At 73.4% G+C, this 26981-nt stretch carries 24 protein-coding genes; 12 read left to right on the top strand and 12 right to left on the bottom strand.

Translation table 11 applies throughout. From position 1 onward, the window contains the following. Positions 1 to 17: 17 nt before the first annotated feature. Positions 18 to 1664 (bottom strand): phytoene desaturase family protein, encoded by a 1647-nt coding sequence (locus PUR61_RS09260; protein WP_329877631.1) that lies wholly within the window; start codon positions 1662 to 1664, stop codon positions 18 to 20. 213 nt (positions 1665 to 1877) lie between these two features. Between PUR61_RS09260 and PUR61_RS09255 the strand changes: the two genes are divergently transcribed. Further along, positions 1878 to 2795 (top strand): hypothetical protein, encoded by a 918-nt coding sequence (locus PUR61_RS09255; protein WP_329877629.1) that lies wholly within the window; start codon positions 1878 to 1880, stop codon positions 2793 to 2795. A 182-nt stretch (positions 2796 to 2977) separates the two neighbouring features. Here the strand turns inward: PUR61_RS09255 and PUR61_RS09250 are convergent, their stop codons facing one another. Then, complete coding sequence (locus tag PUR61_RS09250; protein ID WP_329877627.1) at positions 2978 to 3136, bottom strand: hypothetical protein; 159 nt, start codon at positions 3134 to 3136, stop codon at positions 2978 to 2980. Positions 3137 to 3400: 264 nt separating this feature from the next. Beyond that, a complete protein-coding gene (locus PUR61_RS09245) occupies positions 3401 to 5737 on the bottom strand; it encodes an Orn/Lys/Arg decarboxylase N-terminal domain-containing protein (RefSeq protein ID WP_329877625.1) in 2337 nt (778 codons plus the stop codon). Positions 5738 to 6001: 264 nt separating this feature from the next. Between PUR61_RS09245 and PUR61_RS09240 the strand changes: the two genes are divergently transcribed. Next, positions 6002 to 6247, top strand: coding sequence for a substrate-binding domain-containing protein (locus tag PUR61_RS09240; protein ID WP_329877623.1), 246 nt, complete (start codon positions 6002 to 6004; stop codon positions 6245 to 6247). Between the two features lie 108 nt (positions 6248 to 6355). Here the strand turns inward: PUR61_RS09240 and PUR61_RS09235 are convergent, their stop codons facing one another. The 4 genes from PUR61_RS09235 to PUR61_RS09220 all read right to left on the bottom strand — a co-directional run bounded on the left by PUR61_RS09235 (position 6356) and on the right by PUR61_RS09220 (position 11379). Next, positions 6356 to 7354, bottom strand: a complete 999-nt coding sequence (locus PUR61_RS09235; RefSeq protein WP_329877621.1) for a hypothetical protein — start codon at positions 7352 to 7354, stop codon at positions 6356 to 6358. Between the two features lie 151 nt (positions 7355 to 7505). Beyond that, on the bottom strand, positions 7506 to 8648 hold the full coding sequence (locus PUR61_RS09230) for a serine hydrolase domain-containing protein (protein ID WP_329877619.1): 1143 nt from the start codon (positions 8646 to 8648) through the stop codon (positions 7506 to 7508). A 91-nt stretch (positions 8649 to 8739) separates the two neighbouring features. Further along, complete coding sequence (locus PUR61_RS09225) at positions 8740 to 9939, bottom strand: serine hydrolase domain-containing protein (protein ID WP_329877617.1); 1200 nt, start codon at positions 9937 to 9939, stop codon at positions 8740 to 8742. 231 nt (positions 9940 to 10170) lie between these two features. Further along, positions 10171 to 11379, bottom strand: a complete 1209-nt coding sequence (locus PUR61_RS09220) for a S8 family peptidase (RefSeq protein ID WP_329877615.1) — start codon at positions 11377 to 11379, stop codon at positions 10171 to 10173. A gap of 423 nt (positions 11380 to 11802) precedes the next feature. Here PUR61_RS09220 and PUR61_RS09215 point away from each other — a divergent pair, with 423 nt between their 5' ends. From PUR61_RS09215 to PUR61_RS09200, 4 genes are all read left to right on the top strand, one after another. After that, a complete protein-coding gene (locus tag PUR61_RS09215) occupies positions 11803 to 12606 on the top strand; it encodes an alpha/beta fold hydrolase (RefSeq protein WP_329877613.1) in 804 nt (267 codons plus the stop codon). Next, complete coding sequence (locus PUR61_RS09210; protein WP_329877611.1) at positions 12603 to 13895, top strand: PP2C family protein-serine/threonine phosphatase; 1293 nt, start codon at positions 12603 to 12605, stop codon at positions 13893 to 13895. The genes PUR61_RS09215 and PUR61_RS09210 overlap by 4 nt, the downstream gene beginning before the upstream one ends. Next, the gene (locus PUR61_RS09205; protein ID WP_329877609.1) at positions 13892 to 14233 is read left to right on the top strand and encodes an STAS domain-containing protein; all 342 of its coding nucleotides are present in this window, start codon (positions 13892 to 13894) and stop codon (positions 14231 to 14233) included. The genes PUR61_RS09210 and PUR61_RS09205 overlap by 4 nt, the downstream gene beginning before the upstream one ends. 101 nt (positions 14234 to 14334) lie before the next feature. Then, positions 14335 to 14682, top strand: coding sequence for a hypothetical protein (locus PUR61_RS09200; RefSeq protein ID WP_329877607.1), 348 nt, complete (start codon positions 14335 to 14337; stop codon positions 14680 to 14682). Positions 14683 to 14850: 168 nt separating this feature from the next. Here PUR61_RS09200 and PUR61_RS09195 read toward each other — a convergent pair whose 3' ends face one another. Continuing rightward, positions 14851 to 15555, bottom strand: a complete 705-nt coding sequence (locus tag PUR61_RS09195; protein ID WP_329877605.1) for a metal-dependent hydrolase — start codon at positions 15553 to 15555, stop codon at positions 14851 to 14853. Between the two features lie 339 nt (positions 15556 to 15894). On the opposite strand from PUR61_RS09195, the gene PUR61_RS09190 reads away from it, so the two are divergent. Genes PUR61_RS09190 through PUR61_RS09180 form a run of 3 tightly spaced genes read left to right on the top strand, consistent with a single transcriptional unit; the run spans position 15895 to position 19554 of the window. After that, positions 15895 to 17781, top strand: coding sequence for a diacylglycerol kinase family protein (locus tag PUR61_RS09190; protein ID WP_329877603.1), 1887 nt, complete (start codon positions 15895 to 15897; stop codon positions 17779 to 17781). Beyond that, positions 17781 to 18740, top strand: coding sequence for a YihY/virulence factor BrkB family protein (locus PUR61_RS09185; RefSeq protein WP_329877601.1), 960 nt, complete (start codon positions 17781 to 17783; stop codon positions 18738 to 18740). Before PUR61_RS09190 ends, PUR61_RS09185 begins: the two co-directional genes overlap by 1 nt. A 10-nt stretch (positions 18741 to 18750) precedes the next feature. Then, entirely contained in the window at positions 18751 to 19554 is an 804-nt protein-coding gene (locus PUR61_RS09180; protein WP_329877599.1) for a phosphatase PAP2 family protein, read from the top strand. A gap of 179 nt (positions 19555 to 19733) precedes the next feature. Here the strand turns inward: PUR61_RS09180 and PUR61_RS09175 are convergent, their stop codons facing one another. The 3 genes from PUR61_RS09175 to PUR61_RS09165 form a co-directional block, all read right to left on the bottom strand. After that, positions 19734 to 20987 carry a tetratricopeptide repeat protein gene (locus tag PUR61_RS09175; RefSeq protein WP_329877597.1) on the bottom strand — a complete coding sequence of 418 codons (1254 nt, stop codon included), beginning with the start codon at positions 20985 to 20987 and terminating at the stop codon, positions 19734 to 19736. Between the two features lie 35 nt (positions 20988 to 21022). Continuing rightward, positions 21023 to 21949, bottom strand: a complete 927-nt coding sequence (locus PUR61_RS09170) for a hypothetical protein (protein ID WP_329877595.1) — start codon at positions 21947 to 21949, stop codon at positions 21023 to 21025. A 115-nt stretch (positions 21950 to 22064) separates the two neighbouring features. Next, a complete protein-coding gene (locus tag PUR61_RS09165; RefSeq protein ID WP_329877593.1) occupies positions 22065 to 22220 on the bottom strand; it encodes a hypothetical protein in 156 nt (51 codons plus the stop codon). A gap of 243 nt (positions 22221 to 22463) precedes the next feature. On the opposite strand from PUR61_RS09165, the gene PUR61_RS09160 reads away from it, so the two are divergent. Together PUR61_RS09160 and PUR61_RS09155 are read left to right on the top strand one after the other, a co-directional pair. Next, complete coding sequence (locus PUR61_RS09160; protein ID WP_329877592.1) at positions 22464 to 23819, top strand: tetratricopeptide repeat protein; 1356 nt, start codon at positions 22464 to 22466, stop codon at positions 23817 to 23819. Between the two features lie 540 nt (positions 23820 to 24359). Further along, on the top strand, positions 24360 to 25007 hold the full coding sequence (locus PUR61_RS09155; protein WP_329877591.1) for a hypothetical protein: 648 nt from the start codon (positions 24360 to 24362) through the stop codon (positions 25005 to 25007). 180 nt (positions 25008 to 25187) lie between these two features. Here PUR61_RS09155 and PUR61_RS09150 read toward each other — a convergent pair whose 3' ends face one another. Further along, positions 25188 to 25727 carry an OsmC family protein gene (locus tag PUR61_RS09150; protein WP_329877590.1) on the bottom strand — a complete coding sequence of 180 codons (540 nt, stop codon included), beginning with the start codon at positions 25725 to 25727 and terminating at the stop codon, positions 25188 to 25190. 852 nt (positions 25728 to 26579) lie between these two features. On the opposite strand from PUR61_RS09150, the gene PUR61_RS09145 reads away from it, so the two are divergent. Continuing rightward, positions 26580 to 26981: transglycosylase domain-containing protein (locus PUR61_RS09145; RefSeq protein WP_329877589.1), on the top strand; the 402-nt coding region annotated here is incomplete at its 3' end.

The following is a 26981-nucleotide window of genomic DNA, read 5'->3' as shown; positions in this document are numbered from 1 at the left end:
GCGCGCTCCGGCGGTCGTCAGTCGTGGTCGTGGGGGTGCTCGCGCGGGCCCGACAGCAGTCGCTGCGCCGCGGCGAGGCCCGGGGCGAGCACGCGGCCGGCCAGGAGCCGGTGCGCGCGCAGGGCCGCGCGGGCGGCGTTGGCCCCGCAGGCGCCGTGGACCCCGCCCCCGGGATGCGCGGACGAGGACGCCAGGTAGAGCCCGGCGACGGGCGTCTCCGGACGCCCGGTGCCCGGGACGGGGCGGAAGACGAGCTGCTGGTGCGGCGCGGCGGTGCCGCCGTTGATCGCGCCGCCGACCAGGTTGGGGTTCAGCTCCTGCAGCAGCGTCGGGGTGAGGATCCGCCGGGCGACGATCCGCTCCTTGAACCCCGGGGCGAAGCGCTCCACCTGGTCCTCGATGCGGGCCGCCATCGCCTCCGCCTCCCGCGGGTCCCAGCTGCCCGTGATGCCGTCGGGCCCCAGGTCGTCCTTGATCGCCCGGGGGACGTGGGTGTAGGCCCAGGCGGACTCGGTGCCGGCCGGGGAGCGGACGGGATCGGCCGTCGTCATCTGCCCGAACAGCACGAACGGGCGACGCGGCAGGCGGTCCGTGCCCAGCTGCAGCGCGTAGTCGCTCAGCTCGTCCAGATCGGCCCCCAGGTGCACCGTCCCGGCGCCGGCCGTCGCGGGCGCCGTCCACGGCACGGCTCCGTTCAGGGCCCAGTCGACCTTCACGGTGGAGAGGTCCCACTGGAAGCGGCGGAGGTCCGCGCGCATCGAGGACGGCAGGTGCTCCCACCCGACCAGGCCGCCGTACAGGGCGGGGGCCGCGACGTCCGCGAGGACCGCGCGGCGGGCCCGGTACGCCTGGCCGTCGGCGGTCCGCACCCCCAGCGCGCGCCCGCCGCGTACGACCACCTCGACCACCGGGGCGTCGCAGTGCAGCCTTCCGCCCGAGGACTCCAGCCGCCGCACCAGCGCGCCCGTCAGCGCGGCGGCGCCGCCGACCGGGACGGGCCACCCGACCTGCTGGCCGAGCATCGCCATCAGCCAGCCGAACGCCCCACTGCCGACTCCCTCCGGCAGCAGGTCGGCGTGCAGGGCGCACCCGGCGAGCAGCAGGCCGGCGCCGGGCCCGGTGAACTCCTCCTGTGCCAGACGGCGCACCGGAAGGGTCAGGAACCGCAGGGCCCGCAGTCCGCCCGCGGCCCGAAGCCGGGCGGCTATCGCCGCACCCGCCCTGACCGGGGGGAACGGTGTGAACAGCGTGCGCAGGAGATACGGGTCCAGGTCGTCCCAGAGCCGTGAGAGCCGCTGCCACGCCTCGGCGTCCGCCCCGCCGAACGCGCCCTCCAGGCCGGCGCAGGTCGCCGTGACGCCCCGGTGCAGCGTGGCGGCGCGCCCGTCGAGCAGGGGGTGGGCCAGCACGGTGGGTGCGTGGCTCCAGCGCAGGCCGAACGCGCCCAGGTCCAGCGCGCCGATGGCGGGCGAGGCGACGGCGAGGGGGTGGAAGGAGCTGAACACGTCGTGGACGTAGTCGGGGTGGACACCCCGGTCGCTGCGGACGGCGCCACCGGGCTCGGACCGGCCCTCCAGGACGTCGACCTGCCAGCCGGCGTCGGCGAGGATGTTGGCGGCCACCAGCCCGTTGGGGCCGGCGCCGATGACGATGGCGTCAGGCATGACCCTCCTTGCGCCGCTCCCCCTCGCAGCACGCTACCCGCGCCGGTGCCGCACGGCCCGCCGAGGATCCGGCGACCCGTTCCGGACCTTCCGGAGGACGGACGGCCGCGACCGTCCCCCACGACTTCTCGGCCGCGCCCTGCGGCGAACCGGTTGGGCGGGCGGGGTGGACGGGAAGGCTGCCCCCGACCGCTTCGTCGTGTGGGGAGTGCCATGGTGCGCAGGAATGTGGGGACGACCGCCCAGAAGGGTCACCCGTTCGGACGGCGGCCTGCCGGTGGGCTGGCCGACGTGCTGTGGGACTGGTCGAAGTCCGGCACCCGGAACGCGGTGCGCAACCGGCTGCTGCGGCGGCTGCCCGGAGTCGGTTCGGCGCCGGCGTACCGGTTCGGGCTGGTCGAGCGGCCCCACTACGCGTACGGGGTGCGTCGGGCCACCGAGTCGGCCGCGCGGCTGGGGCACCCGGGTGTCACCGTCGTCGAGTTCGGGGTGGCCGGGGGCAACGGGCTGCTGGCGCTCGCCGAGCACGCCCGGTACTACGCCGCCGCCACCGGTGTGGCGGTGCGGGTGGTCGGCTTCGACGGCGGCTCGGGCATGCCCCCCGCCAAGGACCCCCGGGACATGCCCTACCTGTTCGGTCCCGGCTTCTACACCATGGACCACGACCGGCTGCGGGCCCGCCTGGGCTCGTCCGAGCTGGTGATCGGCGACCTCGCCCGGACGCTGCCCGACTACCTCGACACCCACGCGGACGTGCTGCGCGATCATCCGGTGGGCTTCGTCTCCCTCGACCTGGACTACTACTCCTCGACGGCGACCGCCCTCGACCTGTTCCGCGGCTCCGCGCACGGGCACCTGCTGCCGCGGGTCACCTGCTACCTCGACGACCTTCCGGGGACCGTCGAGCAGATCGGCGAAGCCGCCGCGGTCGCCGACTTCAACGCCGAGCGGTCCGACCGGGTGGTCGGCCGCGTCCTGGGCCTGCGCGCGTTCACGCCGTTCGACCCGCCGTGGGCCGACCAGATCTACGTCCACCACCGGCTGGACCACCCGGACTACGCGCGCCTCGAAACCGGTGCCACCGGCGATCAGCTCCCCCTGGCCCCGGACCTGCGGCGGCGCGGGCGCTGACCCGGGACGGGTACGGCGGGGGCCCGCCCCGCCGCTGCGCGACGTACCACGACGGCCAGGGTACGACCGCCGGGGTACGACGCACCGGGCCGCCCCGGCGATGCCGGGGCGGCCCGGTGGAACGGTGTGACTCGCGCAGCGGACCCCGACGAGGAGCCAGGGCGGAGAGTCAGGGCAGGGCGTCAGGGCGAGGGCCGGGCGTGCCGGGGCCGGTACGCGTCGTCACCACGACCGACGACGGCGCGGGGGCCGCGGTGCCGGGACGCCGTGCGCGGGCCGGTGGCCGCCAGTACGGCAGCGAGGACGAGCGGCGCCACCAGCAACACCATGGTGGTGGACATGTGCACCTCCGAGCGTTTGGCCGGAACAGATGCTGTCCCTTCTGCCCCCGAGGAGTGAGGCCATGTCAGGCGTCACCCGATTCGCCCACCACCCGGTGGGACCGCGGGCTCCTCCAGGCCACCGTGCAGCATCTCTGAGGACCGTTCGCGCCGGACTGCCCGGTGTCCTCGGAGCGCCCTGGGCGCGTGCCGGACCGATGTGTGCCCGACGACGCCGAGGCGGGAGGGCCCCGTCCCGAGCTCGCCCCGCGCACGGCCCCTCGGTCACCACGTCGCCCGGACGTCCTCCCGCACGCATTCGATGAGGTAGTCGCCGGTGCCGGGGTCGACGGACACGCCGTGCGCCTCGCTGTGGAAGCCCGGGAAGGAGCGGTCGAAGGCCTCCAGCGCGCCGAGGTAACGCAGGACCGGGCCGTCGGGGGTCCCGAGTGCCTCCCCGGGCATCAGGACGGGGATCCCGGGCGGGGTCACGGTGACCATGGCGGCGGCCACCCTGCCGGCGGCCTCCGCGAGACGGAGGCGCTCGGTGCCGCCCCGGATCAGCTGCCGGTAGCAGTGCTGGGGCGGGACGACCGGCTCGGGCAGCTCCCGGAACGCGGTGTCCAGGGCGTCAATCAGTTCCGCGCGGGTGAGGTGTTCGTGCATCTCCTGGCAGAGCTCGCGCAGGGTCGTCCGGCCGTAGCGCTGCAGGTGGCGCTCGACCAGGTGCGGCAGCACCTGGCGCAGCGGGGTGTCGGCGTCGTGAAGGGCCTTGAAGTCCATGAGGGCGTCCATCAGGGTGCCCCACTTCCCCTTGGTGATGCCCATGGAGAACAGGACGAGCGCGGTGTAGGTGTCGGTCTTCTCCACGACGATGCCACGGCCCGCGAGGTAGGCGGTGAGGATCCGGGCGGGGACGCCCCAGGGGGCCGTCCGGCCCGTCGCGTCGACGCCGGGGCAGGTCAGCGTCACCTTGACCGGGTCCAGCAGGCACTGTCCCCGGCTCAGTCCGGGGAAGCCGTGCCACGCCGCGCCGGGCTCCAGCTCCCAGCAGCGGGGGTCCGTGGCCAGGAGCGCCGGGGAGGCGTCGGCGAAGGGGACGGTGGTCCCGGTGGCCGGGTCGGTCACGGTGTCGGGCTGCCAGACGCCGAAGAACCACGGCGGCCTGTCGCCGGCGGCCGCGATCCGGCGTCCGGTGCGGACGACGGCCTGCCGGAACCGGACGGCTTCGGTGATCGCCTCGTTGACGAGCCACTCCCCCTGGGGTCCGTCCATCATCGCCGTGGCCACGTCGAGCGAGGCGATCGCCGGGTACAGGGCGGAGGTGGTGCCGTGCATCATGAACGCCTCGTTGAACCGGTGGTGCTCGACCGGTGCCCGGGGGGAGGACCTCACGTGCACCATGGCCGTCTGCGACAGGGCGGCCAGCAGCTTGTGGGTCGACTGGGTGGAGAAGACCGTCGGCCGCTCGTCGCCCTCGAACGTGTCCGGGCCCACGGCCATGCCGTACCGGCCGGCGTAGAGGGGGTGGAAGCGCGCATAGGCGAACCAGGCTTCGTCGAAGTGGAGCCGGGGGGTGCTGGGGGCCAGCGCACGCGCGGTCTGCACGGTGTCGTAGCAGAGGCCGTCGTAGGTCGAGTTGGTGATCACCGCGTACTGGGCCCCGGGGGACACCGCCCCCGGTGTCAGCGGATGGGCGGCGATCCGGGCGTGCACCGCCTCGGGACGGGTCTCGGTGGCGGGAAGGGGCCCGGCCAGGCCGTAGCCGTTGCGGGTCGGGACGAGGTAGACGGGGCGGGCGCCGGAGATCACCAGCCCGTGCAGGACCGACTTGTGGCAGTTCCGGTCCACCAGGGCGATCTCGCCGTCGGCGACGCAGTAGTGACCGACCATGCGGTCGGCGGTGGAGTTCCCGTGCAGCACGAAGTACGTCCGGTCCGCGCCGAAGACGCGGGCGGCGTTGCGCTCGGCGTCCCCGATGGGACCGCTGTGCTCGAAGAGGGATCCCAGCTCCTCCACCGAGATCGACAGGTCCGTACGGAAGAGGCGCTCGCCGTAGTAGTCGAAGAACGCCCGTCCGACGGGCGACTTCAGGAAGGCGACGCCACCGGAGTGCGCGGGGGTGTGCCAGGAGTACTCGTGGGCGTCGTCGAACCGGCGGAGCGCCTTGAAGAACGGCGGCAGGACGGCGTCGGCGTAGGCACGCGCCGCGCTGAGGACCCGGCCGGCGATGAAGGAGGGGGTGTCCTCCAGGGGCCAGATGTAGCCGACGGCGATCTCGGCCACCCACAGGGGCAGCCGGTCCAGCCCGAGGTCGGCCGTCTCGGACATCACGACGAAGACCGGCAGGTCCTTGAACCGGCGCGAGACGTGCCGCAGGACGACCGCGCCCTCCCCGTCGGCCGCCGCGCCGTCCTCGGAGGGGAGGTCCCAGGCCACGACCGCCGCGGCCAGACCCGCCTCGGTGCTCAGGACGGAGACGGCCCCTTCGACCGTCCGCGCCCACCGCACCTCCAGCCCGCGGCTCTCCAGCTCCTTGCCGATGCGCCGTAGTTGGTCGCCGCCGACTCCCCGGCCCAGCGGGTCCTCGCGCAACGCCAGCAGGACACTTCCGTTCGCCATGGCACTCTCCGTCTGCCGTGGGCCCAGCGGCCCGACGTGCCCAGTGTCGAGGCCACGCACCGGGGATCGGGGCGGGAAGCGGCGGCTCTCACCCTTTCGAGCGACCACGAACCCGGTGCGGACGGCGCCGGGCGGTGCCGTCCGCACCGGGCCCACGGCCGGTCGGTCGCCGCCGTGGCCGGCTCGGACGCGCTCGCTCGGCGCGGCACCTCCGCTTCGGGTGTACAGGGAGAAGCGGACCACGCCCGAGCGGGTCCCGGTGGTGTGCTGAAGGAGCTGAGGGTCCGCGGGCTCGCCGTGCCGGACTCGTGCGCCGTGATCGGCATCGACGGCCTGAGGATCGGCGTCTTCGTCGAGCCCGAACTCACGGCGCTCCGGCTGGACTTCGCGGCGTTCGCACAGCCGGCGTTCGACGAGGTCGTGCAGATGTCCGCGGCGGCCGTGAGCACGCCGCTGCCGCAGGCCCGGAAGCGCATCGCCCACCGGCTGGTGGTCCGCGAGTCCGGCTGACCACCGCCCGAAACGGCCTTCGGCGGACGGGAGTTCACACGGTGCCCCGTCGAGGCCGTCCAAACCGGTCCCCCGCGGATCCGGACGGCCTGCGGATCCGGACGGCCGTCAGCGGAGCGGCTCCCGGGCCGCGCCCGGCGGTTCCGTGCGGCGGACGGGGTGACCGGACGGAGCCGTGGTGAGCCAGGATCCGTCGCCGAGGGGCCGGAAGTCGTCGGAGTCGCCCGCCACCATTGCGTCGAACTCCCCCCGGACCCGGCCGGAGCAGGCGTCGACGCGGTAGTGACGGCGCCACTCCTCCCCGACCTCCTCCCCCTCGGTCTCGTCCTCGTCCTCGGTCTCGCCGACGAGGGTCACGACGACGGTGTCCTGGTCCAGGTAGCCGCCGCTCCATTCCAGGTAGGTGCCGTCCGGGTCGTGCCCGAAGGCGTCGACGGTGAGGGTGAACGCCACCTCGCCGTCGGGGTAGGTGTGGACGGCGAGGTCGGTCTGATCGTGGTGAACGGTCAGGAACCGGCGTCCGTCGGGCGACAGGTCGATCAGGCACCGGTCGTCCCACGGGTAGCGGACGAGGTCCATCCGGCCCTCGGTCAGCGACCCGCGGTAGACGACCGAACCGTCCTGCCCCTCCCCCACGTTCAGGAGGACCTGACCGCTCGTCCGGTGCGACAGCTGACGGCCGCCCTGCCCGACGGTCGACAGGTCCGCCCGGGCGACGAGCGCGCCCGTCCCGGCGTCCAGCACGACCCACTGGTCGGGGCGGTCGCGGCCTGCCATGACGTCGGGCCGGTAGACCCACACCGTCCGTCCGTCCGCCGACAGGGCGCAGCCGGGCCAGTGCCCGAACCGCCGGTCCGACGGCGGCCCGAACGCCGACCGCCAGACCTCGTCCCCGTCCGACGTCACGCAGACGACCGCGTCGAGGGTCGTGTAGTAGGCGCGCCGAAGGTCGGCGGCGACGGCCCGGTCGACGACCTCGTCCCCGGGAACGGGCCGGAAGCTCACGGCGGGTGACAGCACGTCCGCGGCACCGGCGGCCAGGTCGTAGGCGCAGACGTGCCCGTCGACGAGCCGCGTGACGATCCGGGGGTGAGGGGGCTGAGCCATGTCCCGGAGGGTAGCGTCCCGCGGTTGCGGACGGCGCCGCACCCCCTCCGCCCGACGGTGCGGCGCCGGTGCGCGGACACGGGGCCGGTGGGCCCGACGTCGGGTCGGGCCCACCGGTCGTCCTACCGCGCGGAACGCCCCTCGGCGGGGCTCAGCGGCACAGGGCCGTGTCCACGGCGCGTTCGAGCTTCCTGCGGCTCGCCGCGTCGGTGAGCTGCACGGTGACCGCGACGGTGGCGGCGCGGCCGTCGTCGGTGACCCCGCTCCGGGTCTCGTACCCGGGGAAGCTGCCGCCGTGCCCCCAGGAGAGGCCGCCGCACGGCAGCGGCCTGCTGACGAGCCCCAGTCCGTAGCGGGCGCCGGGGCCGAAGGTCTCCTCGGCGGGGACGGTGGTCCGCATCTGCGCGAGCAGGGCCGGCGGCAGGAGGCGACCGGCCAGGAGCGCGCCGAAGAACCGGTTGAGGTCGGAGCCGGTGGAGACCATCTGCCCGGCGGCCCACCCCCAGGACGGGTCGATCTCGGTGACGTCGCGCAGCGGCGCGTCCGCCGATTCCCGGTAGTAGCCGTGGGGGTGGGGTTCCCGGATGCCCGCGTCGCGGGGGGCGGGGAAGTAGGTGTGGCGCAGCCCGGCGGGTCGGACGACGCGCCGGTCGATCTCCTCGGCGAGCGGGCGGCCGGTGACCTCCTGGACGAGAAGGCCGGCGAGCACGTAGTTGGTGTTGCTGTACTTCCACTTCTTGCCGGGGGCGAAGTCGGCGGGGTGCCGGAGGGCGAAGGCGAGCAGTTCGTTCGGGTCGTAGTACCGGGCGTCGTCCCCGAGGTCGCTGCTGTAGTCGGGGAGCCCGCTGGTCTGCTGGAGGAGCTGGCGGACGGTGATGTCGCGCCCGTCGATCCCCTCCCCCCGGACGAGGCCGGGCAGATGGGCGTCCACGAAGTCGTCCAGACCGATCCTCCCCTCGGCGACCAGCTGCAGGACCACGACCGCGACGAAGGACTTGGTGTTGCTGCCGACCCGGACCTGGCCGTCGACGGGCACCTTCGAGCCGGTGGCCAGGTCGGCGGTCCCCGCGGTGTAGGTGCGGGTGCGGCCGTGACGGTCCCGGACGCTCGCCAGCGCGGCGGGCATCCCGTCGTCACGCACCAGTGCGTTCAGGCTCCGTCGGACGGTGTCCGGCCCGGTGGCGGCGGCCTGGGGCGCCGTCAGGACACCCGGTACGGTGAGGCCGACGGCCAGCGCGGCCGCGGCCGACAGGGCGTGTCGCCGCCGGAGTCCTCGGCGTGTCTGGTCCTGCATGGGTCAACTCCTGGGGGATCGTCGGTTCGTCGGTCGGGGTTGCTCGGGCACGGCACGGCGCGGCACGTCCGGCCCGGGAGGTCGGCGGGTGTCAGCCGCACAGGGCCTTGTCCACGGCCTCCAGCACGTGCTTCGTGCCCGCGTCGGTCCACGGGACGCCGGTCACCGCGACGTTGGCGGCGCGGCCGTCGTCGGTGACGCCGCCCCGGGTCTCGTAGCCCGCGATGTCGCCGCCGTGGCCCCAGTAGACGCCGCCGCAGGACAGGGCCCTGCTGGTGAGCCCCAGCCCGTAGCGCAGGTCGGAGGGCCCGCCGACGGGGACGGTGGTGCGCATCTCGGCGAGCTGGGCGTCCGGGAGGAGTTCTCCGCCGAGGAGCGCGCCGAAGAACCGGTTGAGGTCGGAGTTGGTGGAGATCAACTGGCCCGCCGCCCAGCCCCATGACGGGTCCATCTCCGTGTACTCGCGCAACGGACCGTCGGTCGGGTTGCGGTGGTAGCCCTTGGGGTGCGGCTCGCGGATGGTCATGTCCCCGGGGGCGGGGAAGTAGGTGTGGCGCAGGCCGACGGGCTTGACGATGCGCCGGTCGATCTCCTCGGCGAGGGGCCGGCCGGTGACCTTCTGGACGATCAGGCCGGCCAGGACGTAGTTCGTGTTGCTGTACCCCCACACCTTCCCGGGGGCCGCGTCGGCCGGGTAGCGGAGCGCGATGTCGATCAGGTCGCGGGGCTCGACGTACCGGTACCTGATCTCGTCGTCGTCGAGGTGGTTGCCGTACTCGGGGAGTCCGCTGGTGTGCTGGAGGAGGTGGCGGACGGTGATGGTGCTCCCGTCGATCCCCTCGCCCCGGACGAGGCCGGGCAGGTGGGTGTCCACGAAGTCGTCCAGGCCGAGCTTCCCCTCGGCGACCAGTTGCAGGACCACGACCGCCGTGAACGTCTTGGTGTTGCTGCCGATCCGGACCTGGCCGTCCCTGGGCACCTTCGAGCCGGTGGCCAGGTCGCCGGTCCCGGCGGTGTAGGTACGGGTACGGCCGTCCCTTCCCTTGACGCTCGCCAGCGCGGCGGGCAGCCCGTCGTCACGCACCAGCGTGTTCAGGACCTGCTGGACGACGTCCGGCCTCGCGCGGGCGGAGGCGGTGGCGGGGTCGGCGGCGAGGGCGGCGGGCGGGGCGAGGACGCCCGCCGTCATGACGCCGAAGGCTGCCGCGGCCACGGCCGACACGGCCCGTCGCCGCTTGCCGCCCCGCTGCCCGGTCGGAGAACTGGGGGCCTGCCGGATCTGCGTACGCATCGGTCAACTCCTGGAGATCGTTCGGTGTGGGCACGATCCTGGTTTCCGGGGGCCTCCCTCCGCATCGCGGGAAGGCGGGAAAGATCACTCCCCCGATCGGGGGAGGCCACCGACGGAGTTCCCGGCGATACTCGCGATCACGAGCCGTCGGGCCCGCCGGGGCTTGGCCCGCGACGCGGACGCCCCGCCGGCCCTGAGGTCGGCGGGGCGTCCGGAGCGCGTCCGGGCCGGTCAGAGGCCGGCGGTGTACAGCAGCTCGTTGGGGCTGCTCTTGCTGACGGTCAGGGCGCCCTTGGTGGTTTCGGTGGAGAGCCACAGGGCGAGGTCTTCGGGGGTCGCGCCGGTGTGTCCGGCGAGGTAGAGGGCCACGGTGCCGGTGACGTGCGGGGCGGCCATGGCGGTGCCGCCCCGGACGACGCTGCCGCCGCCGAGCTTGGCGGAGGTGATGTCCTCGCCGGGCGCGTACAGCGAGACGCACGTGCCGTAGTTGCTGAAGTCGGTCTCCTCGTCGTACTTGTTGGTCGCGCCGACGGTGATGACCCGTTGGGCGGAGGAGGGGGAGGAGAGGCAGGCGTCCCGGGCACCGTTGCCGCCGGAGACGACGGGCAGGATGCCCGCGTTGGAGAGCGCGTCGGCGGCCTTGTTGATCGCTTCGTTCGCGTCCCCGCCGACGGAGATGTTGGCGACGGCGGGCTTCCTGGCGTTGGCCGCCACCCAGTCGAGGCCGGCGATGAGCTGCTCGTTGGTGCCCTGGCCGTCACAGCCCACGACGCGGACGCCGACCAGGTTGACCTTGCGGGCGACGCCGTAGGTCTTGCCGCCGACGATGCCGGCGACGTGGGTGCCGACGCCCTGACAGTCGGCGCCGTTCTGCCCGTCACCGACGGCGTCGGTGCCGCGGACGGCGCGGCCCTCGAACTCGTCGTGGCCGAACTCGATGCCGGTGCCGATCAGGTAGGCGGTGACACCGGCTCCGTCACCCTCAACGGTGAACTGACCGTCACCGGTGGCCGCCGCCTTGTCCCAGTCCTGCTGGTCGATGCGGTCCAGACCCCAGCTGGAGGCGGCTCCCCGGGTCTTCGGGGCAGGCGCGGTGGCGCCTGCCGGGGTGCTCACGAAGGCGTTCTCCTCGACGGCCTCGACACCGGGCAAAGCCCGTACCTGCGCCAGCTGGGCCGGGTCGAGGCGGGCGGAGAAGCCGTTCAGGGCGTGGCGGTAGGTGTGCAGCGGCTCGACGCCGCGGACCTCGGCGGCCGTCGCGGCCGGGTCCAGGCCCTTGTGTACGGTGACGATGTACTGGCCCGGGACGGCCCGGGCCGCCTTGTGCAACGGGGCCGCATAGGCCCTCCCGGAGGTTTCGCCGACTGCGGTGCCCTGCGCGGCACACAACGGAACGAGCAGAACGAGTGCGGCGGACGCGCAGCGCGCGGACAATCGCATGGATGGCTCCATTCACGAAACCGACCGCCCCGGGGCCGGGACAGCCCCGTAGGTGACGATCATCTTGTGCATCGTCCGTCGGCGTACTGCCCTTGAGTCCCCGAGCCGACCGCTCGCTGTTCCTGGCCACTCCCGACCTGGACGTCCCACGACATTCCGTCGGCCGACGGTCCGCCGGTGCAACCCGGTGTACCCGTCCGGTCACAGCACCGGGAGGCATTCCCGCCGATTCCGGTCCCACCGGCGCACTCGCCCCGCCTGCCCGTGCACACCCGCGGATCGGAGCCTCGGTCGACGAACCGGGGCGGCGGGGTGCCCGCAGCCGGGCCACTGCCCGATGTCCGGGCCCGGCACCCTGCACCCGCCCCCCGGCACCCGAGGCCCCGAGAAGGCGCCGGACGGGCGGGTGGGAGACTGGTGGGCATGGATGTCGCACGCAGGAACAACATCAGGGTGACCGGGCGTGCCGACGGGCCGGTGGTCGTCCTCGCGCACGGGTTCGGGTGCGACCAGAACATGTGGCGCCTGGTCGTTCCGGCCCTGGCGGGCGACTACCGCGTGGTCCTGTTCGACTACGTCGGGTCCGGCCGGTCGGACGCGTCCGCGTGGACCGAGGACCGCTACAGCTCGCTGGACGGTTACGCCCGGGACGTGGTCGAGGTCGTCGAGGAGCTGGACCTGCGGGACGTGACGTTCGTGGGGCACTCGGTCAGCGCCATGGTGGGGGTGCTCGCGGCGGCCGCCGCCCCGGAGCGGTTCTCCCGGCTGGTGATGGTGGCGCCCTCCCCCTGCTACATAGACGAGGACGGCTACCGGGGCGGGTTCGACGCCGGGGACATCGACGAGCTGCTGGAGTCGCTGGAGTCCAACTACCTGGGCTGGTCCGCGGCGATGGCCCCGGTGATCATGGGCAACCCGGACCGGCCGGAGCTCGGCGAGGAGCTGACCACGTCGTTCTGCGCGACCGATCCGGACATGGCGCGGGTCTTCGCCCGGACCACGTTCCTGTCCGACAGCCGTGACGACCTGAAGTCGGTGACGGTGCCGACGCTGGTGCTGGAGTGCGCCCAGGACGTGATCGCCCCCCGTGAGGTGGGCGCCTACGTCCACGCCGCGATCCCCGGCAGCCGGCTGGTGACCCTGGACGCCACCGGCCACTGCCCGCAGCTCAGCGCGCCGGAGGCCACGGCCGAGGCGATCCTCGGCTTCGTCGGAGCCGCCCGATGACGGCTCGCGCCGGCGACCGGAGCCCCGGCGGCCCGAGACGGGAGGAGGGCCTGGACGCCCCCGACGCGACGTTCACCGCCCTCCTGGAGGACAGCGCCGAGGAACTGTACGAGCAGGCGCCCTGCGGCTACCTGTCCACCCTGATGGACGGCACCGTGGCGAAGATCAACACCACCCTGCTGGACTGGCTGGGCCTCGGCCGTGACCAGGTGGTGGGCCGGATGCGGTTCGCCGACCTCCTCACCGTCGGCGGCAGGCTCTACCACGAGACGCACTTCGCGCCCCTGCTGCACCTGAACGGCGAGATCAGCGGGATCGCCCTGGAGCTCAAGGCGGCCGGCGGCACGCGGCTGCCGGTCCTGGTCACCTCCCGGGTGAAGACCGGCGCCGGCGGCGAGCCGATGCTCATCCGCACCAGCGTCTTCGACGCCCGCGACCGCCGGGCCTACGAAACCGAGCTGCTACGCGCCCGGCGGGCGGCCGAGGAGGCCCGCCGGCAGGCGGAGGCGGACCGCGAGCGCCTCCAGGAGGCGCTGGCCGTGCTGCAGCAGAGCCTGCTGCCCTCCGCCCTGCCCGTCGTGCCGGGGCTGGAGGCCGCCTCGCACTACCACACCGCCTCGCCCGACCTGCTGGGCGGAGACTTCTACGACCTGTTCCCCCTGGACGGCGCCCGGTGGGCGTTCTTCCTGGGCGACGTCTGCGGCAAGGGCCCCCAGGCCGCCGCCGTGACCTCGCTGACCCGCCACACCCTGCGCGCCGCCGCCCTGCACGACCCCGACCCGGTCACGGTGCTCCACACGCTCAACACCGTGCTGAACGAGCGGTACACCAGCGGCGGCGACACCCGCTACTGCACTGCCGTCTTCGGTGTCCTGCACCCCCGGGGCGACACCTGCACGGTGCAGCTGGCCTCCGGCGGCCACCCCTCGACGCTGGTCCAGCGTGCGGACGGCACCGCCGAGTTCCTTCCCACTCCCGGCGGCATGCTCATCGGCGTGCTGCCCGACGCCCAGTTCACGCCCACCCGCACCGTCCTCTCCCGCGGGGACACACTACTGCTCTACACCGACGGCCTGACCGAGGCCCGGATCGGCCCGAACCGCGAGCTGTACGGCGAGGAGGCCCTGCTCGCCTTCGCGGCCACCCGCGCCCCGGCCGGGCCTCAGGCCCTGGTCACCGCCCTCACCGGGCTGCTCGCCGGCTTCGGCGACGGCCTGGACGACGACACCGCCCTACTCGCCCTCGGCATCCCCTCCCCGGCCCCTGCTACGAGTGAAGAGCACGGATGAACCCGCTGACGATCACCACCCGAGACGCCGCGACCGGTCCCGTACTGGAGATCGCCGGTGACCTCGACCACCACACCGCCCCCGGCCTCCGCGAGGCCGTCGACACCCTCCCCCTCGCCGGCGGACAGTTGCTGGTCCTCGACCTGGCCCGGCTGGACTTCTGCGACTCCAGCGGCATCACCGTCCTGCTGGCCGCCCGCAACGTCGCCGTGGGCCACGGCGCCCGCATCGCGCTGGCCTCCGTACCCTCCAACACCGCCCGCATCCTCGGCATCGTCGGCCTGGACCGGGTCTTCACCATCCACCCCGACACCGCCACCGCCGTGCTGCGTTCCTGACCGGGCGCCACCGGAGCCCGTCGCGCCGGTCCGGCTGGTCCGGCTGGTCCGGATGCCACCGTGCGGGTGCGACGGACCGCGCGGGCGGCCACGTTGAGAAGATGGACATCATCGTCGTACTGGAACTGGACATGCCCACCAACGTTCGGATCCTCGGACCCGACCACACGCCGGCGGACCCGGAGAACCCGGTGCGCCTCGCGCACGCCGCCCCCGCGGACGCGTCGGGCGTCTGCGGCCCCCTCACCCTGTGCGGTCTGGACACCGGCGAGATGACCCTCGCCCCGCACCGCTTCACCGACACCGACCGGTCGGGGGTCCGACCGCACTGGCACACGTGCAGCACCTGCCAGACCGCCCGGCAGCGCACCGCGCCCAGAGCCCCCGAACCGGCCACCACGGACCACTTCGAGGACAGCGCCCACCCCGCAGGAACCGCAGCACGCTGAACCGGCCCCCGGACGCGACGGCATCACCCCCGCCGCCCCGGGCCCGGCCGTCGCAGGCCCGGCCGTCGCCGCCCTGTCCGCACGGGCCCGCGGCGCCGGGCCTGCCGAGCGGCTCCGGACCGAGGCCGGACACGCGGTCGGAGGCACGGTCGGCGGCGCGGTCGGCGGTCAGCTCATGGCGAAGCGTGGGGCGAAGGCGGTGAACCAGAGGGCCCCGAAGGTGGCGACGGTCATCAGCGGCACGAAGAAGCGGGTCTCCCGACGGCTGCCGGTCCGCCGGATCAGGACCACCTCGAAGCGCCGCCGGTACGGCCACAGCAGCGGCGCGCCCTGCCGGGTCAGGCAGTCGCCGAGCAGATGGGTCAGGGCGCCCAGACCGACCGTGTAGGGCAGCCAGCCGGCGATGCCGTCGAACCAGGCGGCGACCGTCGCCGTGCCGACCCCGGCCAGACCGACCGAGGTCACCCACGCGGTCAGCCCGTGCCCGGGCGGATGCAGGTGCAGGGCGCGCGCCGCGAGGGCGAGGAGGAAGAAGGTGACACCGAGGGTGAAGCCGTCGCCGAGACGGGTGACGCCCCACCAGGTGCCGCCACTGACGAGTGCCACGAACAGCAGCGAGTGGGTGGCGTGGCGGTGTCCGCCGCTCAGCTTGCCCACCAGGCGGCAGAGCCCCCTCGACAACGGGCCCAGCAGGTGCGCGGGTGTCGCGTCGTGGTGGTCGAGGTCGGGGAGCAGCGCGGCCCCGGCGCAGAGCAGCGTGCCCACCAGGATCTCGCCGGGGCGCAGTTCCTTGCCGAGCAGGGCCTCCGGCAGGAACGACGCCGTCGCGGCGAAGATCAGTGCCCCGCTGACCGCGTGTGACTGGCCCAGCATGCCGGATCGCACCTGTCCCTTCTGCCCCTCGGGCGCCGTCCGCTCCCCCGCCGGCCGACCGTGCGGCGGGGCCGTCGTGGGGAGGAGTCCGTCTGCTACCCGCCGTTCCCTCTCCCACTCCCGGCCGTGCCATGGCGGCGGGCGATCCGCCTGTCCGGTCCGGGGAGTTCCTGACGCTCGGACGGGTTGCTGACATTCGGAGGGCCTGCCACTCCGGGTCCTGACGCCCGTGGGCCTGACGCACCGGGCCTGACGCGCCGGGCCTGACGTGCCGGGCCCTGCTCCGCCCGGGGCCGGCCGGGAACGCGTGAAGCGGCCGGTTCGGGGCACACGGCCCGCATGATGACACCAGGGGGCATACGCTCCGTCAGGCGGATCGTCCTGGCACTGCCGGTCCAGACCGTCGTGCTGGTGCTGGCCGGACTCCTCGTCACGCATCCGCCGTTCGGCCTCTGGGACCAGCGGGAGCCGACAGTCGTGACCTGGCTGGCGGAGCACCGGAACCCGTCGCTCGACCGGGCCTCCGGGTGGGTCTCGGCGATCGGCTTCACCCCCGCCATCGTCGCCGCGACCGCCGCGGTGATGCTGGCGCTCGTGCTCGCGGGACGGCCGCGCCGGTGGCGGGAGGCGTTGTTCGTCGGCGGCGCGGTCCTCGCCCAGGCCGTCGTCTTCGTGACGGCGGCGGCGCTGGTGGGCCGTTCCCGGCCCGACGTGGTCCGACTGGACGGGGCCCTGGCCACCTCCAGTTTCCCGTCCGGGCACGTGGGCGCCGCGACGGCCCTGTACGGAGCGCTGGCGGTGCTCGCGCTGCGGTCGGCGAAGGGCCGGCGCCGGTACCTCCCGGTCCTCGCGCTGCTCTGCCTGGTGCCGCTGCTGGTCGCGGCGAGTCGGCTCTACCGGGGGATGCACCACCCGACGGACGTGGTGGCCGGGCTGCTGAACGGCGCCGTTGCCCTCTGGATCCTGAGCACGCTCCTGCGGCCCGAACGGCGCCCCGCGGCACGGCGGGCCGTGCCGTCCACGCAGGCCGCGCCCGGGTCGGCCACCGCGGGCGCGGCCGCCGGGAGCCGGGAAGCCGCCGGCCCCGCAGGCCGACGCGCGATGGTGGTGTCCAACCCCGTGGTGACCGACCCCGCCGTTCTCGACGACGTCCTCGCGGTGCTCGCGGCGCACGGGTACCGGGAGCCCCGGCTCGCCGAGACCGACCCCGACGACCTCGGGCGGTCGGCCGCCGCCCGGGCGGTCGCGGACGGCTTCCCGCTGCTGGTCGTCTGCGGCGGCGACGGCACCGTGACCGCCTGCGCCCAGGCCCTCGCCGGGACCCGGACCGCGCTGGCCGTCGTCCCGTGCGGCACCGGCAACCTGCTCGCCCGCAACCTCGGCCTGCCGACCTCGCCGGCCCGGGCGCTGGCCGCCGCCCTCGACGGCGCACCGCGCCGCATCGACCTGGCCCTGGCGGAGGGCGACGGCATCGAACCGACCCTCGTCGGGGCGATGGCCGGGATCGGCCTGGACGCCGCCGTCATGGCGGACACCGGGCGCGGCCTCAAGCGCCGTCTCGGCTGGGCCGCCTACCTGGTGGGGATCGCCCGGCACCTCGGGGACCGGCGGATGCGGCTCGCCGTCACGCTCGACGACGGCGCCACCTTCCACCGCCGCGCCGCCATGGCCGTCGTGGGCAACGTCGGCTCGCTCCAGGGCGGCGTGCGCCTGCTGCCGCAGGCCGAACCGGACGACGGTGTGCTCGACCTGGTCCTGTTCCAGCCCCGGGGGCTCGCCGGCTGGTGCACGGCGACGCTCCGGCTGGTGACCGGTCGGCACGGCCGGCAGGAGCAGGACCCGCGGCGCGGCGGGACCGGGCAGGCCGACCAGGACGCGCAATCCACGCAGGCAGAGCGCTCCGCGCACGGGAACGGGAACGGGAACGGGAACGGGAACGGGAACGGGAGCAGCCTGGAACACTTCCGTGGCCGCCGGATCACGCTCGTCACGGAGCACGGAAGCCCGCGCGAGCTGGACGGCGAGCCGGTGGGCGACGGCCGGCGGCTGCGCCTGACCGTGCGGCCGGGCGCGCTGCTGGTGCACGCCCCGGTCCCGGCGGGCGACCGTCCCGGCCGGAGGCGGGCCACCGTGCCCTTGCCGCGCCCGGCGACGGAGCCGACGGGACCCTCCCCGGCGGGACCACCGACCGAAGCGGGTCCCCGGACCGTCGGGGCGGCTGGCTGATGGGTACCGCGAGGAGGGTGCGGGGCCGGGGCGGCGACCTCTCCGCCGACGAGGCGGTCGCGACCCTGCGGGAGCACGGCCGCTGGCCGCTCTTCCGCGACGCCGTGGTCCGCTTCCGGTACGCCGACGGGTTCAGTCACGCCCGTGCCCTGGCCTTCCAGACCGTCCTGGCCGTCGTCCCGTTCGCCATCGCCGTCATCGGCCTCTCCGAGGTCATGCACACCGAGCGGATCGGGATGGTCGCCGAGCTCACCATCGAACGGCTGACCGCCGGGCCGAGCGCGGACGTGGTCCGCGACGTGCTGGACCGCAGCCGGACGCGGGCCGGCTCGGGCGGCACGGTCGCGCTCTGGTTCGGCCTGGTGTTCTCGATGGTCAACCTGGTCACGGCGATGAGCCAGATCGAACGCGGCGCCAATCGCATCTACGGCATCGAGCGGGACCGCCCCGCCCACCGCAAGTACGGCCGGGGCCTGGTGATGGCCGTCCTGGCGGGACTCCCGATGGGAGCGGGCCTCGTCGTCCTGGTCGCGGGCCCGGAGATCGCCGCCTCCGTGGCCGACGTCTACCGGCCGAACAGCGTCGTCGTGACCGTCTGGTCGGTGCTCCACCGGCCCCTGGGGTTCAGCCTGGCCCTGCTCTCCTCCGTCGTGATCTTCCGGCGCGCGCCGCGGCGCAAGCAGCCCGGCTACAGCTGGCTCGCCTTCGGCGCCGCCGTCCACCTGGTGCTCTGGCTGGCGGCGACCTGGCTGCTCCGCACCTACCTGAAGATCAGCGGGTCCTTCGACGCCGTGTACGGGCCGCTCAGCGCGGGCGTCTCGCTGCTCGTCTGGGCCTACCTCACGGCGCTCGCGCTGCTCCTCGGCATCTCGTTCGCCGCCCAGCTGGAGGCGGACCGGGCCGGCCGGCGCTCGCCGATCGAGCCGGATCCGGGGCCTGACCAGCCCGAACGTGGGTAGCCGTCGAAGGATGAACACCGATTCCCGATCCCTCCGCCGGCGCCCCCCGCGCCGACCGCTGCGCGCCGCCGACCGCCGCTTCGGCCGGCGGCTGCTGGCCGCCGCCGGCGCGTTCACGCTCGCCTCGGTACCGGCCGGCGTCCTGCTGGTGCTGATCGAGGCACGCTGGACGCCGCTGGCCGAGCTCGACCGCGGCGCCGCCGACCGCCTGCACACCGCCGTCCTCGGGCACCCCGCGCTGCTGTCCGTGATCCGCGTGCTGAGCGACCGCGTGTGGGACCCGGTCACGCTGCGCCTGCTGGTCGCGGCGGCCGTGGGCTGGCTGCTGTACCGGCGAGCGTGGAGGCTGGCCGCGTGGGCCGCCGCCACGGAGACCGCGGCAGGACTCACCGGATTCCTGGTCAAGGCGGCCGTCGGCCGGGTCCGCCCAAGCCTGCCCGACCCGGTGGCCCTGGCACCCGGATACTCCTTCCCCTCCGGGCACGCGATGACGGCCGCCGTCTCCTGCGCGGTCCTGCTGCTCGTCCTGGAGCCGGTGGTACCGAGGGCGCTGCGGCCGGCCGCCTGGGCCGTGGCCGCGGTGTCCGTGCTCGGCGTGGGCTTCACCCGCGTCGCGCTGGGCGTGCACTGGGCCAGTGACGTGCTCGGCGGCTGGCTGCTCGGGGCGGGGCTGGTCGTGGCGACGGCGTGGGCGTTCGACGCGTGGCGGCTGGAGACCGGCCGCGGCGTGCCGCCGGTGACGGACGGTCTGGAGCCGGAGCTCGCGACGGCGGGACCGGAAGGGCCGGAGGAGTCGGCCCCCGCCGGGCGGTGAGCGCCCCGCGTGCCCGGTGACGGCACCGGCCCGGCGCCGGGTGCTCGACCGAACCCGGCGCCGTCACGCCCAGGCAGCGGCTGTCCGCCGTGACCCTCCGTGGGAGCGCCCGCAGCTTCAGCGCCGGCTCAGCAACTCGGGCGCGTACGACGCGCTGGTGTTCTGGCGGTTCGACCGCGTCATCCGCTCCATGGGACACATGTACGCCCTGGAGCGGCCGAGCGCCTGGCCACATCACGCGCACGGAATCCGAAGCTGATGAGGACCACGCGCTCTCCGGCGCCGAGTGGCGTCCTTCCGTGTGGGGTGATCGCCCCATCGAACACAACGCACTCGCCCGCTGCGAGATCGCACGCACGGTAACCGTCAGCGCCGATGAAGACGGTAGTGCTCACGGTGAGACCTGCGACGGAACGCTCGTGCTTGAGACACAGGATCAGGTTGGCCTCACCGAACCCGAACTCGTCAACGTGGAAGTCGAGGAACTGGCCCTCCTCCAGATAGGCGATATAGACGCCGTTGTGCGGCTGCTCGACCTCCAGTCCGGTGGACTCCGTGACGACTGCAGCGAGATCGACTTGCCCGGCGAAGCGGTTCGCTGCGTCGCCCACGGCCGCGTTCCACTTGCCGTTGTGAAGGTAGCCGTCGGCAGTCAGGGCCGCCTCGGCCTCCTGCGCCATAGCGGTGATCAGCTCGGCCGGGAACAGCTGGTCGCGCAGGTGTCGCGGGTGCACCCGCTGATGCGCGGTCAGCCCGCGTACGGCGCCCCGGATGGCGGGGAAGTCCTCTGCCCACCGGTCCGGGGTCCGGGCCGTGGTGTGGGACCGGAGCCACGAGGTCCACTGACCGCTCCACTGGCGAGGCGCAGTGTCGCCCGCCCCCGGCGTGGCCGCGTGGTCGATCAGCAGTTCCACCCGCGAGAGTGCTGCCTGTGTGGACCCGATCAGCCCGGTGTCACCCTTGGCGATCCGCAGCCGCAGCGCTTCCCGGAGATGGGCCTCGGCGCCTGCGAGATCGCCGCGCTCCATCAGGTACTTACCGGTGTGCTGGAGCGCGAAGTCCACCAGTTCCGGGTGTTGGCTCCGCGCGGTGCCCAGGGCGCCGCGGTAGAGCGCCTCCGCTGCCCGCATGTCACCGGCGTAGCGGTGGGCGTCGCCGAGGTTGAGGCTGGTGGCGACGACCGCTCGGGTGTTGCCGCTCGCTGCGGCCAAGTCGAGCGACTGCCGCAGGAACGTCAGGGCCTCTTCGTGTTGGCCCAAACACATCTGCCCGACGCCGATCCACCGGGTGAGGGCCCGGGTGCGGACGGGGTCGGCGTCCTCGGGCAAAGCCCGTAGATCGTCCTGAAGTCGGCCAACCGCAGTGGCCAACCTGCCCCGGTCCGTCGGGACCATTCGCAGGCCGGCGTCCTGTGTGATGAGGTGCTGGAGCACCGGACCCTCCTCGTTCGGTTCTGCTCAGGGTGGCACTACAGGTGGTCGGTCTGCTGGCGCAGATCGGCCAGCAACTCCACCCCGTGCGGGGTGAAGTGCACACTCAGGAGTTCGAGTTCGCGCATGAGGTAGCGGGCAGCGGGCAGGCCCTCGTCGTAGGCGGACTGGAAGCACGCACGCTCGTCGGGGGTCAGGTCGTCGCGGTCCAGCTCGGTACGGCGGAACCTCAGCAACTGGTTGTAGACACAGGTCGCATGGAAGGCCCGGTCCACCTCCCAGTACTGGTTGCGCACGGCGCCCTGCCCCGCTCGCCACCTGATCTCGATCTTCGGAGACTCCTTGGACGAGTACCCGTCGGCGAAGACCTGGTGCTGAAGGATGTGGAAGCTGATCGACTGGTGCGTACCCTCGTGGAGCAGGTTCTCCGCCAGGAAGCGGGGAGACGGCTCCGAGCTGACCGTGTTCGGGGGGATGTGGTGCCGGGCCTTGTCGGAGAACATGACGACGTACGGGAGCGCCGGGTCACTGGAACTGGTCAGGGAAGAAGCGCGGACACCGGGCTTGAGCCCGACCCACAACAGGCCACGGACGAACTCACGCACACGGGTGAATCCCTCGGAGTGGACCAGCGACAGGCGGTCCAACGCCTCGGACAGTGCCTCGCGGCGGTCGTCGGTGTGCTCGGCGATCTCGTAGTTCGTCAGGTTGATCTCGTTGGCGATCTCGCCGGGAAGCTGGGCGTCGAACCAGTCGAAGGCCACTCCGGCCACGGTCACCTTCTCGCTGCGCAGGGACCGGGCGTGCTGTGCGTAAGAGGTGCCGGACTTGACGAGGCGTTCCATCAGGGCGAACGGCAGAGCACTCTCGGCGCCCTCCTCGCGCAGGCGGAGAAGTTCCGGGTCCTTCCGGCTGAGGTCGAAGAAGGAGCCTGCCGGGACGCTGAGGGCGATGGTGGTGTTCACTGCGGACTCTCCTTGCTTGGGACTGTGTGGCGACGCCGTGCGGCGGGTCGGCCCGGTGGTCACCCGAGCCGACCGGCCATGCCGTCAGCTGAACGGCATCCCACGGGACTTGCGGTCAGACCTCGACGGCCACGGGCGCGAAGTCGCCGTCCGGCACCATGTGGTCCAGGCGCCGCGTCAGGGTCTCGACGGCCACGGGCGCGAAGTCGCCGTCCGGCACCGAGTGGTCCAGGCGGCGCGTCAGGTTGCTGACCTCGATGTTGGCGGGCATAGTCCTGCTCCTTCCATGGGAACTACTGCGGATCGGTGCACCTCCCCGAGGTCCGGGGAGGAGCCTGCGGCCGCCGGCGGGTTCGCCGCGTGGCTTGCGGCCGGTGTCGCCATTGCCGCGCCAGCCGGGCGGGAACCTCCGGCCTGCCGGTGCAATCAGTGAACATCCAGTCACGCTCCGGAGGTACGGTGTGAGCACACCGATCCCGTTCAACCCGTTCAAGATCGGAATGAGGGGCGACAGTTGACGGACACCAAGGCACCGAACGAGGCACTGGCCCGGGCCATCGCGGAGGCCGGATGCACGTACCAGGCGCTGGCGACGACAGTGCGCGCGGTCGCTTCCGAGGCGGGGGAACACCTGGCAACGGCACCCTCGGCCGTCGCTCACTGGGTGGCCGGCGGTACGCCCACCGGACGCACGCCGCAGTATCTTGCCGAGGCCCTTACCCGGAGGACACGTCGCAAGGTGACCGTGGCGGAGATCGGATTGGGGTCGGAAGCGATCGGGGAGGTGATGAGCGCCGACCCGCTGGCCACCGCCGCCGACCTCGGGAGAGCCGTGATGAAGTCCCGCCGCGACTTCCTCGCCAGTGCGTTCGCCACCGCCGCCGTGGCGTTGCCGCTGACCTACGATCACCAAGCGGTCGCCGCTACCCTGCGAGCGGGAAGGACCGGCGGCCGGGTGGGCGTCGGCGAGGTGGCCACCGTCCGGCACATCACCGGCGTGTTCACCGCCGCTGACGAGCGTCTTGGCGGTGGGCACGGGCTGAGTGCCGTGACCACCTACCTGACCGACACGGTGGTGCCGATGCTCCAGGCCGTGTACCCCTCCGAAGGGGTTCGCCGGGACGCCTACGGCGTGGCGGCCGAACTGTCGTACCTCGCCGCCTGGAAGTACCACGACCTGGGCCGGGAGGGAGCCGCGCAGCGGTACTACCTCCTCGGCTACCAACTCGCCTGCGAGAGCGAGCCGACAGGACACGGCGCCTGGATGATGCGCGCCCTCGCCCATCAGGCTCTCAACCTCAAGCAGCCGGATTTCTGTGTCGAACTGGCAGAGGAGTCCCTACGGCGGGCGCGCGGGAAGGTGGACCCGCAGACCGAGGCTCTGTTGCTGATCACGAGCGCTCGGGCGTACGGAGCCGTGGGAAGCGGACAGAAGGCCGCAGCGGCGCTTCTCGCGGCCGAGGACGCCATGCTCGACACCGCGACGCCGCCCGCGTCCTTCACGGCGGCTACCGGGCCGGTAGCGGCAACCGTCGCCTCTCACACCGCCAAGACCCTGGCCGAGCTGAAAGACCACCAGGCGGCCGAACGCCACCACCGCGCCGCCCTCGCCGGTCGCGATCCCGAGGCGTTCCGGCGCATCCACGCCCTGACACTCGGGAACCTGGCCCGGTCTGTCGCTGCCCAGCGCCGCCACGACGAAGCTGTAGGGATCTGGGGCCAGTCCCTGGATTTCATGGACGGAGTCGTGTCCGACCGGCACAAGAAGGAACTTCGCAAAGTCCGTGCGACAATGACGAGTTGGGCCCGGCGTGGAATCCCCGGCGCCGCAGACCTGGGGCAGCGCGCTGCCGAACTCGTCCGAGCCTGACCCGCCCGCGCCAGAAGCGAGCGAGGCGCCCGGGCTCCGCACAGTCGAAGGCGACCTGGAACGGCTTGGTCGACGGCACGGACGCACCACAACAGGCGGCCTTCTGCTCATCTCCCTACGGTGATAAGCCTGTTGACACGATCTACCCGCGACCCGGCGGACGGCACAGGCGGCGGACACCATGACGTCGGGCCGGGCGCGGGCCGGCTCCCAGGTGGTGGGGCCGGCCCGCGTCGGGGTGACCCGGCAAGGGGTCAGCCGGTGACGACGGGGGTGACCTTGGCAGTGGGGGCGGTGTGGCCCTCCGCGACGGCGCCGAGCCGGACGTCGAGCTTGTTACCGGTGGTCCGATCAGGGTGGGTGCGCTGCTCGGTCCGGCGACGGTGGCGCCGTCGGGGGTGCAGCCGACGGCGCCGGTGGCGATGACGGCGGCGAGCGGCAGGGTGAAGGCCAGACGACGGGACGAAGCCGATGCCGGAACGAGACCGCCGACCTCCCGACCGGCCGGTGGTCGTCCGGTGCGCACTAGGCTGCGTGCCCATGGGACTTTCGATATCGGTCGGCCTCCTCCACGACCAGGCGCGCAACGACCCCGAGGGGCTCGACTACCACCGGCGCGCCTTCGCCCGCCTCGGCCGGGCGCTCGCGGCGCAGGGAGTCGACTGGCACGAGCCGCCGATCGCCGGCCCGCCGCACTCCCCCACCTTCTCCGGCGGCTTCCCGTACGGCTACCTGACCCAGCTGCGCCGCATCGTGGTGCTCGTCGGGCGCGGTGAGCCCGTCACGCCCGCCGCGTCGATCGGCGAGCAGGAGTGGGACCGCGACTGCGAGAAGATCCAGGACGAGACGTCGATGTTCTCGTCCCACCTGCTCTGTCACGCCGACAACGCGGGCTACTACGTGCCGGTCGACTTCGCCGACCCGCTCTTCCTCCCTCCCGAGGCGGAGGTCGCGGGCGCCGGGATGGTCGGCTCCGCCCAGCGTCTCCTCGCGGAGCTCTCGGCCGTCGCGCCTGCCCTCGGCATCGGCGTCGACGCCGGGGGCCTCGCCCTCGGCCCGCAGGAGACCGGGCCGGCCGGGAGGGACGCGGCCGACGAACCGTTCGAATCGGAGCGCTTCGCCTGGCACCAGCTCCACCGGGCGTGCCTGGCGAGTGTCACCGGCGGCTACGCCGTCGTGTTCCACTGAGTTCGTTACGCCGAGCTCCGGGGAGACACGCGCGCTTCCCGGACACGTCGTCACGAGGGCATCGGCCGCGGAGCCCGGTCGGCCGGCACCCGCTACTGGGTTCGCCGGGGCCTGCGTAGGCGGCCCCGCCCCGGCCGCGCGCTCACGCGGCCGGGGCGGGGAAGGCGGAGGAGAAGGGGCTCAGGCCGGACGAACCGTGACGGTGTGCTGGGAACGGACCAGTTGCAGCATCGGGCACCGCGCGTCCGCGGCGGCCAGAAGCTCCGCCAACTCCTCGGGCGAGGCGGCTCCCCGCAGCTCCACCACCGCCGTCAGGTCGTACGGCACGGCGGGCGCCTCGGTCGGCACACCGAAGAACCGGGCATCGTTGTTGCGCGCGTTCACCCGGACCTCGGCCCGGTCGAGCGAGACGTCCGACAGTGCCGCAATGCACAGGACGGTGTGCGTCAGGCAGGTGCTGATCACCGCGCAGAGCAGTTCCGGAGAGGACGGGCCGAGGCCGAAGCCGCCGATGTCGGGGCCGCCGTCACCGACGAACGACCAGTCCCCCACCCGGACCTTGCGGACCCCGGTCGCGTCGTCGGCCACGCAGACCGCGCCGATCTCCTCGTCCCAGTCCGAACTCTCGGGCCGCCGGCGGGCGGCGTCGCGCATCGCCGCGCCCTTGTCACGCAGGTGCTCGGCCAGGCCCGGCCGCCGCGCTGCAGGTATGTGCGTCATGGCCGGTAGCGTACGGGCCGCAGCCGGCGGACCCGACCAAGGTCCACCGGCCGGCGTGCAGTTGGGCGACCGCCTCACCCGCTGCGGGACGCGCCCACCGCCGGCCCCCGACACCGCGACGGACCCGGCGGCACGGGGCAGGGGTGCAGGGCACGGGGCACGGGGCACGCCGGGTTGCCCCTTCGGGCGGTTCCGGCCCGGATTCGGGGCACTCTGGCGACGCGCCGTTGACCCGGCACCGGCGGGGCGGCAGGGTGACTGTGCGGTCCGGACGGCCGACCCTGCGCGCAAGCGCGCCGCATACGGCCCCGAGCAGGCTCTGCGGACGTCCGGTCATTCGTCGACGAATGGATGATCACCGACGATCCGGGTGAATTCGACCGCACCGCCGGGTACGCGGGCCATGACGAATACGGCTGCTCCCGAACGCCCCTAGGCCGGGCCGGTGACGAGCGGAGTGACTCCAGCGCCCCGGAAGGGGACGGTGCACCCGGGACCGCCTCCGAAACTTCCGGACGTGCGCAACCTTTCACCCCGCCCACGGCATCTAGTGGGTAGCAGGGTCACGGGACGAGAGGGGCGCGCAAGGCGAAGCCACGGGGGCGCACGGGCGGAGGAGGAGTCGGCGGGCAACCCGCCGACGACGGCCGCCTCCACTGAATCCTTTCGGCTCCGCACCACGGGCAGGGGCCTGTCGAATTCCTTGCAGGAATCCTCAATTTCCCTTTCACGGCCATTTAGTACGCATACGATTTGATATGGATAAGACGAATCCGATACCTGTTACAGAGCCGTGACAGCCGTGCACGGTGAATTGTTCGATCAGCGAGGGACCGCGGCTAGTATTCCCGCATGGCATCGAACCTCCCTCCGATATGGAATTCCCCCGACGGCGAAGCCCCCCTCCGGCCTCGCAGTTCTCCACTTCGGCTGGCCCGCCACGGTGCGACCTTCCTGGGCGTGAGCGTCGTGTCCGGGGCACTGCTCGCCGGCCTCGCCCTGCCCGCCGCCGGGGCGCTCGGGCTGACCGCGAAGGACACGGCGGAGGGCTTCGACGACATCCCCGACGACTTCGACACCCCTCCGCTCTCCCAGGTCACACAGATCTTCGATGCCAAGGGCGGGCTGATCGCCAAGGTGTACGAGCGCGACCGCACCGTCCTCGCCGCCGACCAGATGTCGCCGTACATGCGGCAGGCCCAGGTCGACATCGAGGACGCCCGCTTCTACGAGCACGGCGCCGTCGACCTCAAG

Origin of the sequence: Streptomyces sp. BE20 (assembly GCF_036322525.1) — a bacterium.
Taxonomy (GTDB): domain Bacteria; phylum Actinomycetota; class Actinomycetes; order Streptomycetales; family Streptomycetaceae; genus Kitasatospora.
This window is presented reverse-complemented; position numbering and strand designations above follow the sequence as displayed.

Excerpts from the sequence above, each read along its gene's own strand:
- PUR61_RS09260 (WP_329877631.1), bottom strand. The coding sequence starts at position 1,664 with ATGCCTGACGCCATCGTCATCGGCGCCGGCCCCAACGGGCTGGTGGCC.
- PUR61_RS09225 (WP_329877617.1), bottom strand. The coding sequence starts at position 9,939 with ATGCGTACGCAGATCCGGCAGGCCCCCAGTTCTCCGACCGGGCAGCGG.
- PUR61_RS09210 (WP_329877611.1), top strand. The coding sequence starts at position 12,603 with ATGACGGCTCGCGCCGGCGACCGGAGCCCCGGCGGCCCGAGACGGGAG.
- PUR61_RS09200 (WP_329877607.1), top strand. The coding sequence starts at position 14,335 with ATGGACATCATCGTCGTACTGGAACTGGACATGCCCACCAACGTTCGG.
- PUR61_RS09250 (WP_329877627.1), bottom strand. The coding sequence starts at position 3,136 with ATGTCCACCACCATGGTGTTGCTGGTGGCGCCGCTCGTCCTCGCTGCC.
- PUR61_RS09235 (WP_329877621.1), bottom strand. The coding sequence starts at position 7,354 with ATGGCTCAGCCCCCTCACCCCCGGATCGTCACGCGGCTCGTCGACGGG.
- PUR61_RS09195 (WP_329877605.1), bottom strand. The coding sequence starts at position 15,555 with ATGCTGGGCCAGTCACACGCGGTCAGCGGGGCACTGATCTTCGCCGCG.
- PUR61_RS09165 (WP_329877593.1), bottom strand. The coding sequence starts at position 22,220 with ATGCCCGCCAACATCGAGGTCAGCAACCTGACGCGCCGCCTGGACCAC.
- PUR61_RS09220 (WP_329877615.1), bottom strand. The coding sequence starts at position 11,379 with ATGCGATTGTCCGCGCGCTGCGCGTCCGCCGCACTCGTTCTGCTCGTT.
- PUR61_RS09155 (WP_329877591.1), top strand. The coding sequence starts at position 24,360 with ATGGGACTTTCGATATCGGTCGGCCTCCTCCACGACCAGGCGCGCAAC.
- PUR61_RS09205 (WP_329877609.1), top strand. The coding sequence starts at position 13,892 with ATGAACCCGCTGACGATCACCACCCGAGACGCCGCGACCGGTCCCGTA.
- PUR61_RS09150 (WP_329877590.1), bottom strand. The coding sequence starts at position 25,727 with ATGACGCACATACCTGCAGCGCGGCGGCCGGGCCTGGCCGAGCACCTG.
- PUR61_RS09185 (WP_329877601.1), top strand. The coding sequence starts at position 17,781 with ATGGGTACCGCGAGGAGGGTGCGGGGCCGGGGCGGCGACCTCTCCGCC.
- PUR61_RS09255 (WP_329877629.1), top strand. The coding sequence starts at position 1,878 with ATGGTGCGCAGGAATGTGGGGACGACCGCCCAGAAGGGTCACCCGTTC.
- PUR61_RS09245 (WP_329877625.1), bottom strand. The coding sequence starts at position 5,737 with ATGGCGAACGGAAGTGTCCTGCTGGCGTTGCGCGAGGACCCGCTGGGC.
- PUR61_RS09215 (WP_329877613.1), top strand. The coding sequence starts at position 11,803 with ATGGATGTCGCACGCAGGAACAACATCAGGGTGACCGGGCGTGCCGAC.
- PUR61_RS09190 (WP_329877603.1), top strand. The coding sequence starts at position 15,895 with ATGATGACACCAGGGGGCATACGCTCCGTCAGGCGGATCGTCCTGGCA.
- PUR61_RS09230 (WP_329877619.1), bottom strand. The coding sequence starts at position 8,648 with ATGCAGGACCAGACACGCCGAGGACTCCGGCGGCGACACGCCCTGTCG.
- PUR61_RS09180 (WP_329877599.1), top strand. The coding sequence starts at position 18,751 with ATGAACACCGATTCCCGATCCCTCCGCCGGCGCCCCCCGCGCCGACCG.